The sequence below is a fragment of the Streptomyces sp. NPDC032940 genome (genome assembly GCF_040636935.1).
Classification (GTDB): Bacteria; Actinomycetota; Actinomycetes; order Streptomycetales; family Streptomycetaceae; genus Streptomyces.
In genome coordinates this window covers 186,587-202,957 of the sequence record NZ_JBEZVJ010000002.1, presented here as the reverse complement: position 1 = coordinate 202,957, position 16,371 = coordinate 186,587, and the positions used below count along the sequence as shown (strand labels likewise).

Here is a 16,371-nt window from a genome sequence, read left to right as displayed (position 1 = left end):
AGCTCCGGCCTGAGGCTAGTATGGTCGGACCATAACCGGACCGAGGAGATCCCATGCGCATCGGACTCTTCGCCACCTGTCTGGGAGACACGCTCTTCCCCGAGGCGGTGAAATCCACCGCGGTGCTGCTGACCCGCCTGGGACACGACGTGGTGTTCCCGCCGGAGCAGACCTGCTGCGGCCAGATGCACGTCAACACCGGCTACCAGCGCGAGCCGGTCCCCCTGGTGCGGAACTTCGCGGAGCAGTTCGGCGACCCGTCGATCGAGGCGGTGGTCATGCCGTCCGGCTCGTGCGCGGGCTCGGTCCGTCACCAGCACGAGATCGTCGCCGAGCGGTACGGGGACGCGGCGCTGCGCGCCGGGGTCGCCGCGGTGAAGGGCAAGACGTACGAGCTCTCGGAGTTCCTCGTCGACGTGCTGGACGTGACGGGGGTCGGTGCGTACTTCCCGCACCGGGTGACGTACCACCCCACCTGCCACTCGCTGCGGATGCTGCGGGTCGGCGACAAGCCGCTGCGGCTGCTGCGAGCGGTGGACGGCATCGATCTGGTGGAGCTGCCCGAGGCCGACGCCTGCTGCGGCTTCGGCGGCACCTTCGCCGTCAAGAACGGCCCGACGTCCTCCGCCATGCTCCAGGACAAGATGCGCCACGTCACCGGCACCGGCGCGGACGTGTGCACGGCCGGCGACGCCTCCTGCCTGATGCACATCGGCGGTGGCCTGTCCCGCATCAAGGCCGGCACGCGCACCCTGCACCTGGCGCAGATCCTCGCCTCGACCCGCACCGCGCCCTACGCCCTGACGGAGGCCGCCCGATGAGCAGCACCTTCCTCGGCATGCCCGCCGCCCCGCCCCGGTCCCCGTACGGGACGGGCAACCTGCGGGGCGACCGGACCTTCCCCGAGGCCGCCCGCGGTGAGCTGCGCAACGAGCAGCTGCGCCGCAACCTGGGCAAGGCCACCCGTTCCATCCGCGCCAAGCGCCTCGCCGTCACGGGCGAACTGCCCGACTGGGAGCGGCTGCGCGACGCCGGTGCGGCGATCAAGACGGACACCATGAACCGGCTGCCCGAGCTGCTGGAGCAGCTGGAGCGCAAGGTGACCGAGCACGGCGGCACCGTGCACTGGGCGCGCGACGGCGTCGAGGCCAACGAGATCGTCGCCCGGCTGGTGAAGGAGACCGGCAGCGACGAGGTCATCAAGGTCAAGTCGATGGCCACCCAGGAGACCGGGCTCAACGAGTACCTGGCGGAGCGGGGCATCACCGCCCACGAGACCGACCTGGCCGAGCTGATCGTGCAGCTCGCCCACGACAAGCCCTCGCACATCCTGGTCCCGGCGATCCACCGCAACCGCGACGAGGTGCGGGACATCTTCCGCCGTCGGATCCCGGGCGTCGACCCGGACCTGGACTCCGTCCCCGCGCATCTGGCGGCCGCGGCACGCGCGTATCTGCGCGAGAAGTTCATGACGACCCCGGTCGCGGTCTCCGGCGCCAACTTCGGGATCGCCGAGACCGGAACTCTGTCGGTGGTCGAGTCCGAGGGCAACGGCCGGATGTGCCTGACCCTGCCGCGGACGCTGATCACGGTGATGGGCATCGAGAAGGTCCTGCCGCGCTACCGGGACCTCGAGGTCTTCCTCCAGTTGCTGCCGCGTTCCTCGACCGGTGAGCGGATGAACCCGTACACCTCGATGTGGACGGGGGTCACCCCGGGCGACGGCCCGCAGGAGTTCCACCTAGTGCTCCTCGACAACGGGCGCACGGCGGCACTGGCGGACCGGATCGGGCGCGAGGCCCTCAACTGCATCCGCTGCTCGGCGTGTCTCAACGTCTGCCCCGTGTACGAGCGGGCCGGCGGCCATGCCTACGGCTCCACCTACCCGGGGCCGATCGGCGCGGTGCTCACCCCGCAACTCGCCGGGATGCACGCGGCCGAGAACGACCCCAACAGCTCGCTGCCGTACGCCTCCAGCCTCTGCGGGGCCTGCTTCGACGCGTGCCCCGTGAAGATCGACATCCCGTCGCTCCTGGTCGAGCTGCGCCACCAGCACACCGAGCAGTCCGGGGTGACGGCGGAGAAGCTGGCGATGAAGGCCGCGGCCACGGTCATGAAGCGGCCGAAGCTGTTCACCGCCGCACAGAAGGCGGCCGGGGCGGGCCGCGTACTGGCCGGGCGGGACGGCAGGATCACGCGTCTGCCCGCGCCGTTCGACGGCTGGAGCGACAGCCGGGACACCCCGGCGCCGCCCAAGCAGTCCTTCCGCTCCTGGCTGGCCTCCGCCGACGGCGCGGCCACCCTGCGGGCGGCGGCGCGGGAGGGCGAGCAGGCCCGGCGCACGGCCCCCGACGGCACGCACGACCCCGAGGAGAAGCGGTGACCGCACGTGACACGGTGCTCGGACGGGTCCGGGACGCCCTGTCCCTCTCCGGCGCACCCGAGGTGACCGTCCCCCGGACCTACCGCACCGGCCGCACCCTGCCCGACGAGGAACGGCTCGCCCTGTTCGTGGACCGCCTGGTCGACTACAAGGCGCACGTGCATCCGTGCACGGCCGGCCGTACCGCGGCGGTCGTCGCCGAGGTGCTGCGCGAGCGCGGGGCGCGGACGGTCGGGGTGCCGGCCGGACTCGACCCGGCCTGGCTGAGCGCCTACGACGGCGAGGTCCGGGAGGACTCCGCGGACGTTCCGGCGCCCGCGCTCGACGCGCTGGACGCGGTGGTGACCGGCTCCGCGGTCAGCTGCGCGGAGACCGGGACGATCTTCCTGGACGGCTCGCCGGGCCAGGGCCGGCGCGCCCTGTCCCTCGTCCCCGACGTGCACGTGTGTGTCGTCGACCTGTCCTCGGTGACGGCGGGCGTGCCGGAAGCGGTCGCCCGGCTGGTGCCGGAGCGGCCGACGACGCTGATCAGCGGCCCCTCGGCCACCTCCGACATCGAGCTGGAGCGCGTCGAGGGCGTCCACGGCCCGCGCACCCTGGACGTGGTGATCCGCACCGACGTGTGAACCGGGTGCCGCGCGACGCGAGGCCCGGCGCTCCCCTCGGGAAGCGCCGGGCCCCTGCTCGCGGGCGTCAGGCCGTCGTCCACCACACCGTGGTGTCGGCCGGCACCTTCGCCTCGCCGGCCGCCTCGGTGACCTCGCCGCTGGCCAGCAGAACGCGACCGTGGGCGGGCACCGTCACCGACTCGCCGGTGGTGTTGGCCACGCACGTGAACCCGCCGCGCCGGAAGGCGAGGACGCCCTCGGGTGCCCGCAGCCACTCCACGGCGTCACCCGCGCCCAGGTCGGCCTGCTCCCGCCGGACGGCCAGCGCGGTCCGGTACAGCTCCAGGGTCGAGCCGGGCTCGCCCGTCTGGGCCTCGACGCTCAGCTCGCCCCAGCCCTCCGGCTGCGGCAGCCAGCTGCCCCCGTCGCCGAAGCCGTACGAGGAGCCCGCGCGCGTCCACGGGATCGGCACCCGGCAGCCGTCGCGGAAGCCGTCCTGTCCGGCGCCGCGGAAGTACGCCGGGTCCTGGCGCACCTCGTCGGGCAGGTCGACGACGTCCGGGAGGCCCAGCTCCTCGCCCTGGTAGACATAGGCCGAGCCGGGCAGTGCCAGCATCAGCAGGGTCGCGGCGCGGGCGCGGCGCAGGCCCAGTTCGCGGTCGCCGGCCAGGCGGATCTGGGTGCCGAGGCCGGCCGGGTTGGCGAAGCGGGTGGCGTGCCGGGTGACGTCGTGGTTGGAGAGGACCCAGGTGGCGGGGGCGCCGACCGGGCGCATGGCGTCCAGGGTGCGGTCGATGACCGTGCGCAGCTCCTCGGCATCCCAGTGGGTGCCCAGGTACTGGAAGTTGAACGCCTGGTGCAGCTCGTCGGGGCGCACGTAGTTGGCGGTGCGCTCGACCGTCGGGGTCCACGCCTCGGCGACGAAGATCCGCCCGCCCGTCCCCCGCCCCCGCCCTTCTGCGGAAGGCCCTTCGGGCCCCATTGCATCGGAGTACTCGTCGAGGATGAGCCGCCACTGCCGGTAGATGTCGTGGACGCCGTCCTGGTCGAAGAACGGCATGACATCGTTGCCCAGCAGCTTCAGCTGCTCGTGGGATCCAAGGTCGGGCAGCCCCTCGGCCTTCACCATGCCGTGGGCGACGTCGATGCGGAAGCCGTCCACGCCCATGTCCAGCCAGAAGCGCAGGATGGAGCGGAACTCGTCGCCGACGGCCGGGTGCTCCCAGTTGAAGTCGGGCTGCTCGGGCGCGAACAGGTGCAGGTACCACTCCCCCGGCGTGCCGTCGGGCTCGGTGACCCGGGTCCAGGCGGGCCCGCCGAAGATGGACTCCCAGTCGTTGGGCGGCAGTTCGCCGTTCTCGCCCTTGCCGGGACGGAAGTGGTAGCGGTCCCGGGACGGGGAGCCGGGGCCCTCGGCGAGGGCGCGCTTGAACCACTCGTGCTGGTCGGAGGAGTGGTTCGGGACCAGGTCGACGATGATGCGCAGGCCCAGTCCGTGGGCGTCGCGGATCAGCGCGTCGGCGTCCAGGAGGGTGCCGAACATCGGGTCGACGGCCCGGTAGTCGGCGACGTCGTAGCCGGCGTCGGCCTGCGGGGAGGCGTAGAAGGGGCTGAGCCACACGGCGTCCACGCCGAGGTCGCGCAGGTACGGCAGGCGGCTGCGGACACCCTCGAGGTCGCCCATGCCGTCGCCGTTGCTGTCGGCGAAGCTGCGCGGATACACCTGGTAGATGACCGCGTCGCGCCACCAGTCGCGGCGCCTGGTGACGGTGGCGGTGGCGGTGGCGGAGGTGGGGGCCGGTGCGGCGGAGGGCTGCTGGCTCATGGCGTCCTTGGTGAGTGACGGAGGTCTGGTCATGGAGACATGGGGGGAGGGGGAGGCGGCCGGCCGCGGTGCAGCGGGGTCGGATGGGCACCGCGGCCGGACGTTTCTCCCGTCGGGCGTCAGCCCTTCGTGCCGCCGGCGGTGAGGCCGGCCACCAGGTTCTTCTGCACCAGGTAGAAGAACGCGGAGACGGGTATCGCGACGAGGACGGCGGTGGCGGCCATCAGGTGGCGCTGCGCGTCGTGCTCGCTGATGAAGCTCTGCAGGCCGACCGCGAAGGTGTACTTCGTGTCGCTCAGCATGAACGTCGAGGCGAAGGCGACCTCGCCGAAGGCGGTGATGAAGCTGTAGAAGCCGGCGACCGCCAGGCCCGGCCGGGCCAGCGGCAGGATCAGCCGGAAGAAGGTGCCGAACGGGGTCAGCCCGTCGACGCGCCCGGCCTCGTCGATCTCGAACGGGATGGTGTCGAAGTAGCCCTTGAGCAGCCACGCGCAGTACGGCACCGCGGTGGAGCAGTAGACGAGGACCAGGCCGAGGTAGCTGTCGACGAGCTGGAGGTCGGACAGGATCTGGTACATCGGCACGATCAGTACGGCGATCGGGAACATCTGGGTGACCAGCAGCACCCACATCAGCTTCCGGTAGCCGGGGAAGCGCATCCGGGACACGGCGTATCCGGTGGTGGCGGCGACCATGACGCCGATGACCGTGGTGCCCAGCGAGACGATCAGCGAACTCTTCAGCCAGTCGAAGAAGTTCGTGTGCTGGAGCACGAAGGCGTAGTTGTCGAAGGTCATCTTCGACCAGATGCCGCCGGGGTGCAGATAGTCGTCCTTGTCCGGGCCGAGGGACAGGTAGACCAGCCAGGCGACCGGGAAGAGCGCGATGAGGCTCGCGACGGTCAGGATGCCGTGGGAGGCGAGGGAGGCGCCGCGGCTGCGTTCGCCTCGTGAGCGCACCTTGCGCGGCGGGGCGGCGGGCGCGGAGCCGGCCTGCTCGGCCGGAGCGGAGGCCGGGACGGTCGTAGTGCTCATGGTGGCTCCTGCCTCAGATCGCGAGCTGCTGCTCATTGCGGTTCAGCCAGCGGCGGTAGAAGGAGGTGAAGACGATCAGGATGGCCAGCAGCAGCATGCCGTAGGCCGCGGACTGCGCGAAGTCGCGCGGCTGCTGTCCGAAGCCGAGCTGGTAGGCCCAGGTGACGAGGATCTGCGCGTCGGGGGCGGTGTTGCCGAACAGCAGGAAGATCACGGCGAACTGGTTGAAGGTCCAGATGATGCCGAGCAGCACGACGGTGGAGCTGACGGAGCGCAGCCCGGGCAGGGTGACGAAGCGGAAGCGCTGCCATGCGTTCGCGCCGTCCATCTCGGCGGCCTCGTACAGGCTCTTGTCGATGGACTGCAGTCCGCCGAGGAGCGAGACCATCATGAACGGCACACCGCACCAGGTGTTGACCATGACCGCGGAGAACCGCTGCCAGAAGGTGTCCTCCAGCCAGGCGGGCGTCGGCAGGTGCAGCCAGTCCAGGGCGGAGTTGACGATGCCCGCGTCGGCGAGCATGAAGCGCCAGCCGAAGACGGTGACGAAGGTGGGCACGGCCCAGGGCAGGACCAGCAGCAGCCGGTAGAGGGTCCGGCCGCGCAGGTTCTGGTTGAGCAGCAGCGCGAGGCCGAGACCGATGAAGAAGTGCAGGCCGACGCAGACCGCCGTCCACACGATGGTCCAGATGAAGTGCGACCAGAAGCGGTCGTACGCCGTCGGGCCCCACAGGATGTCGGCGTAGTTGTCCAGGCCGACGAACTTGTAGGTGGCCTCGATCTCGTTGACGCCGATCGTGCGCGCGGTGTTGAGGCTGTTGGCGTCGGTGAGGGTGAGGTAGAGGCCGTACCCGAGGGGGTAGAGCACGAGGACGCCGATCACGACGGCCACCGGCGCGATCATGGCGTAGGCGTACCAGTGCTTCTGGTATCCGTCTTTCAGACGCCGGCCGAGGCCGGGCCGCGGCGTGCGGTCACCGCGGCGCTTGCCGGTCGCGCGGTCGATGGTGACTGTCATGGTTCGACACCTTCGGGAGCATCGGGCGGGGCGGGGCGGACAAGGTCCTGGGTGCGGCGCACAGGCCGCCGGCCGCCGGGTCCCCTCCCCCCACGGGGGACCCGGCGGCCGCGCGGACTACTTGGAGAAGTCCGGCACCAGCTTGGCGATCGCGGTCTCGGCGTCGCCCAGGCCGTCGTCCAGGGACTTCTTGCCGCCGGCGATCTGCGGCAGTTCGTCGTCCAGCGGGGTCCACAGGGAGCCGTACTCCGGCAGCGCGGGGCGCGGCTGGGCGGCGGGCAGGACCGTCTGGTAGCCGGCGATGCCCGGGTCGGCCTTGACCTGGGCGGTGTAGGCGTCGTCGCGGGTCGGCAGCGTCGAGTTCTTCAGGGCGATGGTCTCCTGGGACTTCGCCGAGGTCATGAACTTGACGAGCTTGAGCGCCGCTTCCTGGTGGGCCTTGTCCGAGCCGGCGTAGACCGACAGGTTGTGGCCGCCGGTCGGGGCGCCCGCCTTGCCGGTGGAGCCGGCCGGGACGGTGGCGATGCCGAGGTTGTTCTTGTCCTTGAAGGCCGAGCCCTTGTAGAAGTTGGTGATCTCCCACGGGCCCTGGATGATCGAGGCGACCATGCCGCTGACGAACGCCTCCTGGATGTGGGCGTAGGCGTCGGCCGTGGTGTCGGCCTTGTGCAGGCCCTTGCCGTCGAACAGGCTCAGCCAGGTGCCGTAGGCCTTCTTCGCCTCGGGTGAGTTGACGGTGACCTTCTTGGCGTCGGCGTCGACCGTGTCGGTGCCCTCGCCGTAGAGGAACGGCTGCGCGTAGTAACCGGCGGTGGAGGCCCAGTAGCCGTCGACGCCGGTCTTGTCCTTGATGGTGGCGGCGGCCTTCTTCAGGTCGTCCCAGGTCTTGGGGGCCTCGACGCCGGCCTTCTTGAACAGTTCCTTGTTGTAGACGAAGGCGAGGGTGTCGGTGACCAGCGGCACGCCGTAGGTCTTGCCCTCGTACTTGGCCTGCTCGATCAGGTTGGGCTGGAACTCGGCCTGGTCGGCGAGGGCCTCGGTGCCGTCCAGCGGCAGGAAGAAGCCCTTCTTGGCGAAGGCGGGGGTCCAGCCGACCTCGGAGCGCAGCACGTCCGGGGCGCCCTTGGAGCCGGCGGCGGTGTCGAACTTGTTCTGCGCCTGGTCGAAGGGCACGTTGACGAAGTTGACCTTGATGCCCTTGTTGGCGGCCTCGAACTCCTTGACCAGGGCCTTGTAGGTCGGCGCCTCGTTGGTCGCGTTGGAGGTGTCCCAGTAAGTGATGGTGACCGGTCCGCCGGACTCGCTGTCGCTGTCGCCGTCCCCGCCGCACGCCGTCGCCGCGAGGGCGAGGGACGCCACCAGAGCGGTGGCCGCTATGCCACGCCGCATGAGTTCTCCTTGAGGGTGAAAGCCCGTGTGGTGCAGGGTGCGGGCCCGTCCGCCGCTCCTGCCGACACCGACGCGCCGTTGCTGCCGTCGGGCGACGTGAACGTAACAGCGATGTAAGCGCGGCGAAAGGTCTTGCTGCAAAAAAGTGCAAGACATCTCCGAAGTTATCCGGGCGTGACCTCTCGGCGACCATCGCGAGACGCTTGTTTACAGGGCACGAGCGGTATCGGGCCGGTTGTGCAAGACTCTGCAAGCTCTTGCCGCCACTTTCTCGAGGGAGCGCGATGACGCAGCAGCCCGCACCCGGCCGACCAACAGGCCGCGCACGGCGCCCGGTCGGTGTGCAACGCGCCCTGCGACAGGTACAGTCCACCCCTGTGACCACACGGCTTGCCGACATCGCCGCCCAGGCGGGCGTGAGCGAAGCGACGGTCAGCCGTGTCCTCAACGGGAAGCCCGGCGTCGCCGCCACGACCCGGCAGTCCGTCCTCGCCGCCCTCGACGTCCTCGGTTACGAGCGTCCCGTGCGGCTGCGGCAGCGCAGCGAGGGCCTGGTGGGTCTGATCACGCCGGAGCTGGAGAACCCGATATTCCCGGCCCTGGCCCAGGTCATCGGCCAAGCGCTGACCCGCCAGGGCTACACGCCGGTCCTCGCCACCCAGACCCCGGGCGGCTCCACGGAGGACGAGCTGACGGAGATGCTGGTCGACCGGGGGGTCGCCGGCATCATCTACGTCTCCGGACTGCACGCCGACACCACCGCCGACATGGAGCGCTACGAGCGGCTGCGCGCGCAGGGCGTGCCCTTCGTCCTGGTCGACGGCTTCTCACCGAAGGTGCAGGCGCCGTTCATCTCCCCCGACGACCGCGCCGCGATGAGCCTCGCGGTCACCCACCTCGTCTCCCTGGGCCACACCCGGATCGGGCTGGCCCTCGGCCCGAAGCGGTTCGTGCCGGTGCAGCGCAAGATCGAGGGCTTCGTCCGCACCGTGCAGGAGCAACTGGACCTCGACGCGCGGACCGTGGAGACGGAGCTCGTCCAGCACTCGCTCTACACCCTGGAGGGCGGCCAGGCGGCGGCCTCCGCGCTCATCGACCGGGACTGCACGGCGGTGGTCTGCGCCAGCGACATGATGGCGCTGGGCGCGATACGGGCGGCCCGGCAGCGCGGACTGGACGTGCCGAAGGACGTCTCGGTCGTCGGCTTCGACGACTCGCCGCTGATCGCCTTCACCGACCCGCCGCTGACGACCGTCCGCAAGCCGGTCCCCGCGATGGGTCAGGCGGCGGTGCGCACGCTGCTCGAGGAGATCGGCGGGACGCCCGCGCCGCACAGCGAGTTCGTGTTCATGCCGGAGCTGGTGGTGCGCGGTTCCACGGCCTCGGCGCCCGGTGAGCGGCACCGCGCCTGACCTTTTCCGGCCCCTCGCCGGGCCGCGGGTGCGGGTCGCGCCCGGCAGGGGGATGATCGGTGGGAGAGGGCTTTTCTGGCAGACTTCATGCCTATGGGTGACGTGAGCGTGACGACTCCGGAACGCCTGGAAGAGGGCGTTCCGCACCCCGCCTCGGAGGAGACGGGGCGGGGGCTCGTGCGCCGCCTGCGCAGGCCGCGCAGGCCCCGCCTGTGGTTCGAGATCCTGCTGATCGCGCTCAGCTACTGGACGTACTCGCTCGTCCGCAACGCCGTACCGGAGCGGCGGGGGCAGGCGCTGCGCAACGCCGACTGGATCTGGCGGGTGGAGCAGCAGCTCGGGATCGCCGTGGAACGGTCGGTCAATCATGCCGTCGACTCGGTGACTTGGCTGGTCGTCGGCATGAACTACTACTACGCCACATTGCACTTCGTGGTGACGCTGGGTGTGCTGGTGTGGCTGTTCCGCCGGCATCCGGGGCGGTACGCGGCGACCCGTCTGGTGCTGTTCGCGACGACGGCCGTGGCCCTGCTCGGTTACTACCTGTATCCGCTCGCGCCGCCCCGGTTGATGAACGGGGGGCATTTCATCGACACGGTGATGGTCCACCAGACGTGGGGGTCGATGGCCTCCGGGGACCTGAAGAACATGTCGAACCAGTACGCCGCGATGCCGTCGATGCACATCGGGTGGTCGGTGTGGTGCGGGCTGACGATCTTCGCGTTGGCTTCGGTGCCGTGGGTGCGGGTGCTGGGGCTGGTGTATCCGCTGCTGACGCTGGTGGTGATCGTGGCCACGGCGAACCACTTCTGGCTGGACGCGGTGGGGGGGTTGCTGTGTCTGGGCTTCGGTTACGGGGTGGCTCGGGTGTGGTACGGGAGGTTGCCGCATGCGTTGCCCCGGCGGGTGCCTGGGGGTGGGGGGCGGTTGGTGGGTGCGGGGCGCTGACGCGGGGGCGGAGTGGGTCGTGTGGCCCGGCGTGGCGGGGGTGCGGGACGCCGTCGCGGGGCGGGTGGGTGCGCAGCCCGGCGTAGCGGGGTGCCTCCCTCACGCTCGGCTGCTCCCCCATGAGCGGGGGGACCCCCATCGCCCCTGGGGGTACCTCCCAGGCCGTTCAGGCACTGGGAGAGGCACCACTGCCCGCAGCTACGGCGGGGTCGGCGCGGCGGTCCGCGGCTACGGAGGCGACGGCGGCGCGGTGGGTCCGCGGCTGCTGCGGCGGCGGTGCGGGGTTGTGCGGCGCGGGCGGCGGTCTGTGGGGCTACTCGTAGAACAGGTCCTCCACCACCGTGCGGGCTCTGCGGGCTGTGCGGCGGTAGGCGTCCAGCATGTCGCCCGCGTGGCCGGGGCCGTAGCCCAGGTAGCGGCCCACTGCCGCCAGTTCGCGGGGGTCGGTCGGGAAGGTGTCGCCGGCCCGGCCGCGGACCAGCATCACCGCGTTGCGCACCCGGGTCGCCAGGACCCACGCCTCGTCCAGCGTCGCGGCGTTCTCCGCGGAGATGAGCCCCGCCTCCGACGCCGCCGCCAGGGCCTCGCGGGTCCTGGTGGTGCGCAGGCCCGGTTCCGCGTGGGCGTGCCGGAGCTGCGTCAGCTGCACGGTCCACTCCACGTCGGACAGCCCGCCCGGCCCCAGTTTCGCGTGCAGCTTGGGGTCGGCGCCGCGCGGCAGCCGCTCGGACTCCATGCGGGCCTTGAGCCGCCGGATCTCCCGCACGGCCTCCTCGGTGAGCCCCTGCGCCGGGTACCGCAGCGGATCGACCAGTTCGGTGAAGCGCCGTCCCAGGTCCCCGTCGCCGGCGACGAACTCGGCCCGCAGCAGGGCGTGCGACTCCCACGTCAGTGACCAGCGCCGGTAGTAGGCCTCGTACGACCTGAGCGTGCGCACCAGCGGGCCCGACTTGCCCTCCGGCCGCAGGTCGGCGTCGACGATCAGGGGCGGGTCGGCGCTGGGCACCTGGAGCAGGCGGCGCATCTCGGCGACCACCTTGTTCGCGGCGTCCGCGGCCTCCCGTTCGCCGACCCCGTCCCGGGGCTCGTGCACGAACAGGACGTCGGCGTCCGAGCCGTAGCCCAGCTCGTGCCCGCCGAAGCGGCCCATGCCGATGATCGCGAAACGGGTGGGCAGGGTGTCGCCCCAGCCCTCGCGCACCACGGCCCGCAGGGTGCCCGCCAGCGTCGCCGCCGTCAGGTCCGACACGGCGGCGCCGACCCGGTCCACCAGGGCGCCCTGGTCGGCCTCGACGGGCTGCGCCTCGGTGCCGTAGGAGCCGACGATGTCGGCGGCGGCGGTGCGGAACAGCTCGCGGCGGCGTACCCCGCGCGCCGCGGTGACCGCCTGGACGGCGCCGTCGGCGCGGCGTACCGCGGCGAGGATCTCCTGCTCCAGCTGGGCCCGCCCGCGCGGCGCCAGTCCCCCGGCGTCGCCGTCGCCGAGGAGCGCCACCGCCTCGGGGGCCCGCATCAGCAGGTCCGGCGCGAGCCGTCCCGCGGACAGCACCCGGGCGAGGTTCTCGGCGGCCGCGCCCTCGTCGCGCAGCAGCCGCAGGTACCAGGGGGTGTTGCCGAGGGCGTCGGAGACCTTGCGGAAGTTGAGCAGGCCGGTGTCCGGGTCGGCGGAGTCGGCGAACCAGCCCAGCAGCACCGGCAGCAGGGTCCGCTGGATCGCGGCCTTGCGGGTGACGCCGGAGGCCAGCGCCTCCAGGTGGCGCAGGGCGGCGCCCGGGTCGGCGTAGCCGAGGGCGACGAGCCGTTCGCGGGCCGCGTCGGGGCGCAGCCGGGTCTCCCCCGGCGCCAGCTGGGCGACGGCGTCGAGCAGCGGCCGGTAGAACAGCTTCTCGTGCAGCCGGCGGACGACGGCGGCGTGCCGCTTCCAGTCCCGCAGCAGCCCGCTGACCGGGTCGTTGCGCAGGCCGAGGGAGCGGCCGAGGCGCCGCAGGTCGGCGTCGTCCTCGGGCACGAGGTGGGTGCGCCGCAGCCGGTGGAGCTGGATGCGGTGCTCCATGGAGCGCAGGAAGCGGTACGCCTCGTCGAGCTGGGCGGCGTCCGTGCGGCCGACGTAGCCTCCCGCGGCGAGGGCCTTCAGCGCGTCCAGCGTCGTGCCGCTGCGCAGCGAGGTGTCGGCCCGGCCGTGCACGAGCTGGAGGAGCTGCACGGCGAACTCGACGTCGCGCAGACCGCCCGGCCCCAGCTTGAGCTGGCGGTCGACCTCGGCGACGGGGATGTTCTCCACCACCCGTCGGCGCATCTTCTGCACGTCGGCGACGAAGTTCTCGCGTTCGGCGGCCTGCCACACGAGCGGCTGGAGGGCGGCGACGTACTCGGCGCCGAGGCCGGGGTCGCCGGCGACCGGGCGGGCCTTGAGCAGCGCCTGGAACTCCCAGGTCTTGGCCCAGCGCTGGTAGTAGGCGACGTGGCTGCTGAGGGTGCGCACCAGGGGGCCGTTGCGGCCCTCGGGGCGCAGGTTGGCGTCGACGGGCCAGATGGTGCCCTCGACGGTGGTCTCGGAGCAGATCCGCATCATGTGCGAGGCGAGGGAGGTCGCGGCCCGCAGCGCCTTGGTCTCGTCGGTGTCCCCGACGCCTTCCGCGGCCTCCCCGACGAAGATGACGTCGACGTCGGAGACGTAGTTCAGCTCGTGTCCGCCGCACTTGCCCATCGCGATCACCGCCAGCCGGCACCGCGCGGCGTCCTCGGGCGCGGACTCCTCGGCGAGCCGGAGGGCGGCGCGCAGGGTGGCGGTGGCGAGGTCGGCGAGCTCGGCGGCGGTCTCGGCGACGTCGATGGTGCCGCACACGTCGCGGGCGGCGATGGACAGCAGGCAGCGCCGGTAGGCGACGCGCAGGGAGACGGGGTCGGTGGCCGCGGCGAGGCCGCTCTCGAACTCCTCCACCCCCCGGTGCAGGTCGCGCGGCTCGTACGTGACGAGCGCCTGCCAGTCCCCGGCGTGCCGGGCGAGGTGGTCGGCGAGCGCCTCGGAGGCGCCGAGCACCCCGAGGAGACGGTCGCGCAGCGGCTTGGCCGCTATCAGGGTGTCGAGCAGTTCCTGGCGCGCGACGGGGTCGGGCTGGGCCTCCAGGAGGCGGACCAGGCCGTGCAGGGCGAGGTCCGGGTCGGCGGTGGCGCCGAGCGCCTCCAGCAGGACCGGGTCGTCGCGGACCGGGGCCAGCTCCAGGCCGTCCAGCAGCCGCTCGGCGGCCGAGGGATCGGTGAAGCCGTGCCGCAGCAGTCGCGTGAAGGTACTGCTCCTGCGCCCCGGCGCCGTCATCTCGGCCTCCTGTCGGACCTGCGGGGCCGGTGGGACCGGACCCGTCGGATCAAGGTCGTACGGCCTGAGCGTAACCGGGGAGCGGCGGGGAGGCGCAGGTGCGGGCGGTGGCGTCCGCGATCCGGGCGCCGCCGTGCGCCGGGATCCGCCCTTTCGGTGGCGCGACCCGCCGTCATCGGCTTCGGTGAGGGCATGGACTTCACCCTCGAAGTGATCCCGCTGCCCGTGACGGACATCGACCGCGCCCGGGACTTCTACCGGGACAAGGTCGGTTTCCACGTCGACATCGACCAGGAGGTGATGCCGGGGATGCGGATCGTCCAGCTGACGCCCCCGGGCTCCGGCTGCTCGGTCGCCCTCGGCGACAGCATCTGGGAGATGTCCCCGGGCCCGACGCCCGCTCCCGGTTCCTACCAGGGGCTCCAGCTGTGCGTCGCCGACATCGAGGCGGCCCACGCGGAGCTGGTGGGGCGGGGCCTGGAGGTCTCCGAGCCGGTGCGGTACGCGCCGGACGACGGGGCCACCTTCATGTACTTCACGGACCCGGACGGCAACGGCTGGTCGGTCCAGGAGTACCGGAGGCGGCGGACGGAGCCGCTGCACCGGGTGCTGGCGGACCTGAAGCGGCAGCGGTAGCCGGGGCGGCGCCGTCCGGGCGGATCCGTCAGCCCTGCTCGCGCCAGCGGTTGGTGACCGGCAGCCGGCGGTCCTTGCCGAAGCCCTTCGCCGAGATCTTGGTGCCCGGCGGGTACTGGCGCCGCTTGTACTCGGCGGTGTCGACCATGCGCAGCGTCTTCACCACCAGTTCCCGGTCGTATCCGGCGGCGACGATCTCGTCCGCGCCCCGGTCCCGGTCGACGTACAGCTCGAGGATCGCGTCCAGGACCGGGTAGTCCGGCAGGGAGTCGGTGTCGACCTGCCCGGGGCGCAGTTCGGCGCTCGGGGGCTTGGTGATCGAGTTCCGCGGGATCGGCGGGGTCCGGCCGCGGGCCTCGGCGGCGCGGTTGCGCCATTCGGCGAGACGGAAGACGGAGGACTTGTACACGTCCTTGATCGGGCCGTAGGCGCCCACGGAGTCGCCGTACAGGGTCGAGTAGCCGACCGCCAGCTCCGACTTGTTGCCGGGTGCCAGGACGAGGTGGCCCTCCTGGTTCGAGATCGCCATCAGCGTCGTGCCGCGCAGACGGGACTGGAGGTTCTCCTCCGCGACTCCGGTCAGGCCGAGCGCGCCCATGTACGCGTCGAACATCGGCCCGATCGCCACGGTGCGGTGGTTCAGGCCGGTGCGGCGGGCCAGGTCCGCCGCGTCGTCCTTGGAGTGCTCGGAGGAGTACTTGGACGGCATCGACACGCCGTACACGTTCTCCGCGCCGACGGCGTCGCAGGCGATGGCGGCGACCAGCGAGGAGTCGATGCCGCCGGACAGGCCGATCAGCACCGAGCGGAAGCCGTTCTTCGTGACATAGGCGCGCAGGCCGGTGACGAGGGCCGAGTAGACCTCCTCGTCGTCGTCCAGCCGCTCGGCACAGCCGCCCGCCGGTTCGGGCTCGTAGGCCGGGACGGGCTCCTCGGACAGGACGACGCGGTCGATGCGCAGTCCGTCGTCCACCACGCCGTCCGGCGCGTCGGGGGCGGCGGCCGGCAGGTCGAGGTCGAGCACGACGCAGCACTCGGAGAACTGGGGTGCCCGTGCCACGACCTCGCCGTCGGCGCCGACCACGATGGAGTCGCCGTCGAAGACCAGCTCGTCCTGGCCGCCGGTCATGGCGAGGTAGGCGGTGGTGCAGCCGGCCTCCTGGGCGCGCCCCCGCACCAGTTCCAGCCGGGTGTCGTCCTTGTCGCGCTCGTAGGGCGAGGCGTTGACGGAGAGCAGCAGTCCGGCGCGGGCCGAGCGGGCGGCGGGCACGCGGCCGCCGTCCTGCCACAGGTCCTCGCAGATGGCGAGGGCGACGTCGATGCCGTGCACCCGCACCACGGGCAGGGTGTCGCCGGGGACGAAGTAGCGGAACTCGTCGAAGACGCCGTAGTTCGGCAGGTGGTGCTTGGCGAAGCTCAGCACCACCTGGCCGCCGTGCAGCACGGCCGCCGCGTTCTGCGGGGCGCCGGCCGGCTGGCCGTACTTGGGCCGGGCGGTCGCCGAGCGGTCGAGGTAGCCGACGACCACGGGCAGGCCGCCGAGGCCCTCGTCGGCGAGGCGGCCGGCGAGGGAGCGCAGGCCGGCGCGGGAGGCCTCGACGAAGGACGACCTGAGGGCCAGGTCCTCGACGGGATACCCGGTCAGCACCATCTCCGGGAAGGCCACGAGGTGGGCCCCCTGCTCGGCGGAGTGCCGGGTCCAGCGGACGACCGACTCCGCGTTGGCGCCGATGTCGCCGACGGTCGCGTCGATCTGGTTCAGGGCGATGCGTAGCTGAGGCACGCGGCCAGTGTAATCGTCA

General features: G+C 72.0%; 12 protein-coding genes. 6 read left to right on the top strand and 6 right to left on the bottom strand.

Going from position 1 to position 16,371, the window contains the following annotated elements; genetic code table 11:
* Nucleotides 1–53 precede the first annotated feature (53 nt).
* The 3 genes from AB0E77_RS03550 to AB0E77_RS03540 are packed head-to-tail and all read left to right on the top strand — an operon-like array spanning nucleotide 54 to nucleotide 3,009.
* Nucleotides 54–821, top strand: coding sequence for a (Fe-S)-binding protein (locus tag AB0E77_RS03550; protein ID WP_361564895.1), 768 nt, complete (start codon nucleotides 54–56; stop codon nucleotides 819–821).
* The gene (locus tag AB0E77_RS03545; RefSeq protein ID WP_361564892.1) at nucleotides 818–2,383 is read left to right on the top strand and encodes a lactate utilization protein B; all 1,566 of its coding nucleotides are present in this window, start codon (nucleotides 818–820) and stop codon (nucleotides 2,381–2,383) included. The genes AB0E77_RS03550 and AB0E77_RS03545 overlap by 4 nt, the downstream gene beginning before the upstream one ends.
* Nucleotides 2,380–3,009: an LUD domain-containing protein gene (locus AB0E77_RS03540; protein WP_361564890.1), complete on the top strand. Its 630-nt coding sequence runs from the start codon at nucleotides 2,380–2,382 to the stop codon at nucleotides 3,007–3,009. The genes AB0E77_RS03545 and AB0E77_RS03540 overlap by 4 nt, the downstream gene beginning before the upstream one ends.
* A 67-nt stretch (nucleotides 3,010–3,076) precedes the next feature.
* Here the strand turns inward: AB0E77_RS03540 and AB0E77_RS03535 are convergent, their stop codons facing one another.
* The 4 genes from AB0E77_RS03535 to AB0E77_RS03520 all read right to left on the bottom strand — a co-directional run bounded on the left by AB0E77_RS03535 (nucleotide 3,077) and on the right by AB0E77_RS03520 (nucleotide 8,257).
* The gene (locus AB0E77_RS03535) at nucleotides 3,077–4,816 is read right to left on the bottom strand and encodes a glycoside hydrolase family 13 protein (protein WP_361565598.1); all 1,740 of its coding nucleotides are present in this window, start codon (nucleotides 4,814–4,816) and stop codon (nucleotides 3,077–3,079) included.
* A 119-nt stretch (nucleotides 4,817–4,935) separates the two neighbouring features.
* On the bottom strand, nucleotides 4,936–5,850 hold the full coding sequence (locus tag AB0E77_RS03530; RefSeq protein WP_361564887.1) for a carbohydrate ABC transporter permease: 915 nt from the start codon (nucleotides 5,848–5,850) through the stop codon (nucleotides 4,936–4,938).
* A gap of 13 nt (nucleotides 5,851–5,863) precedes the next feature.
* Nucleotides 5,864–6,868, bottom strand: coding sequence for a sugar ABC transporter permease (locus AB0E77_RS03525; RefSeq protein WP_361564884.1), 1,005 nt, complete (start codon nucleotides 6,866–6,868; stop codon nucleotides 5,864–5,866).
* A 117-nt stretch (nucleotides 6,869–6,985) separates the two neighbouring features.
* Nucleotides 6,986–8,257, bottom strand: coding sequence for an extracellular solute-binding protein (locus AB0E77_RS03520; RefSeq protein ID WP_361564882.1), 1,272 nt, complete (start codon nucleotides 8,255–8,257; stop codon nucleotides 6,986–6,988).
* A gap of 377 nt (nucleotides 8,258–8,634) precedes the next feature.
* Between AB0E77_RS03520 and AB0E77_RS03515 the strand changes: the two genes are divergently transcribed.
* Both AB0E77_RS03515 and AB0E77_RS03510 read left to right on the top strand, forming a co-directional pair.
* Nucleotides 8,635–9,669 carry a LacI family DNA-binding transcriptional regulator gene (locus tag AB0E77_RS03515; RefSeq protein WP_361564879.1) on the top strand — a complete coding sequence of 345 codons (1,035 nt, stop codon included), beginning with the start codon at nucleotides 8,635–8,637 and terminating at the stop codon, nucleotides 9,667–9,669.
* Between the two features lie 93 nt (nucleotides 9,670–9,762).
* On the top strand, nucleotides 9,763–10,617 hold the full coding sequence (locus tag AB0E77_RS03510; protein WP_361564876.1) for a phosphatase PAP2 family protein: 855 nt from the start codon (nucleotides 9,763–9,765) through the stop codon (nucleotides 10,615–10,617).
* Nucleotides 10,618–10,930: 313 nt separating this feature from the next.
* Here the strand turns inward: AB0E77_RS03510 and AB0E77_RS03505 are convergent, their stop codons facing one another.
* Entirely contained in the window at nucleotides 10,931–13,933 is a 3,003-nt protein-coding gene (locus tag AB0E77_RS03505) for a bifunctional [glutamine synthetase] adenylyltransferase/[glutamine synthetase]-adenylyl-L-tyrosine phosphorylase (RefSeq protein ID WP_361564873.1), read from the bottom strand.
* A 192-nt stretch (nucleotides 13,934–14,125) separates the two neighbouring features.
* Between AB0E77_RS03505 and AB0E77_RS03500 the strand changes: the two genes are divergently transcribed.
* Nucleotides 14,126–14,569 carry a VOC family protein gene (locus AB0E77_RS03500; RefSeq protein WP_361565595.1) on the top strand — a complete coding sequence of 148 codons (444 nt, stop codon included), beginning with the start codon at nucleotides 14,126–14,128 and terminating at the stop codon, nucleotides 14,567–14,569.
* Nucleotides 14,570–14,597: 28 nt separating this feature from the next.
* Here AB0E77_RS03500 and AB0E77_RS03495 read toward each other — a convergent pair whose 3' ends face one another.
* The gene (locus AB0E77_RS03495; RefSeq protein WP_361564870.1) at nucleotides 14,598–16,352 is read right to left on the bottom strand and encodes an NAD+ synthase; all 1,755 of its coding nucleotides are present in this window, start codon (nucleotides 16,350–16,352) and stop codon (nucleotides 14,598–14,600) included.
* Between the last annotated feature and the right edge of the window lie 19 nt (nucleotides 16,353–16,371).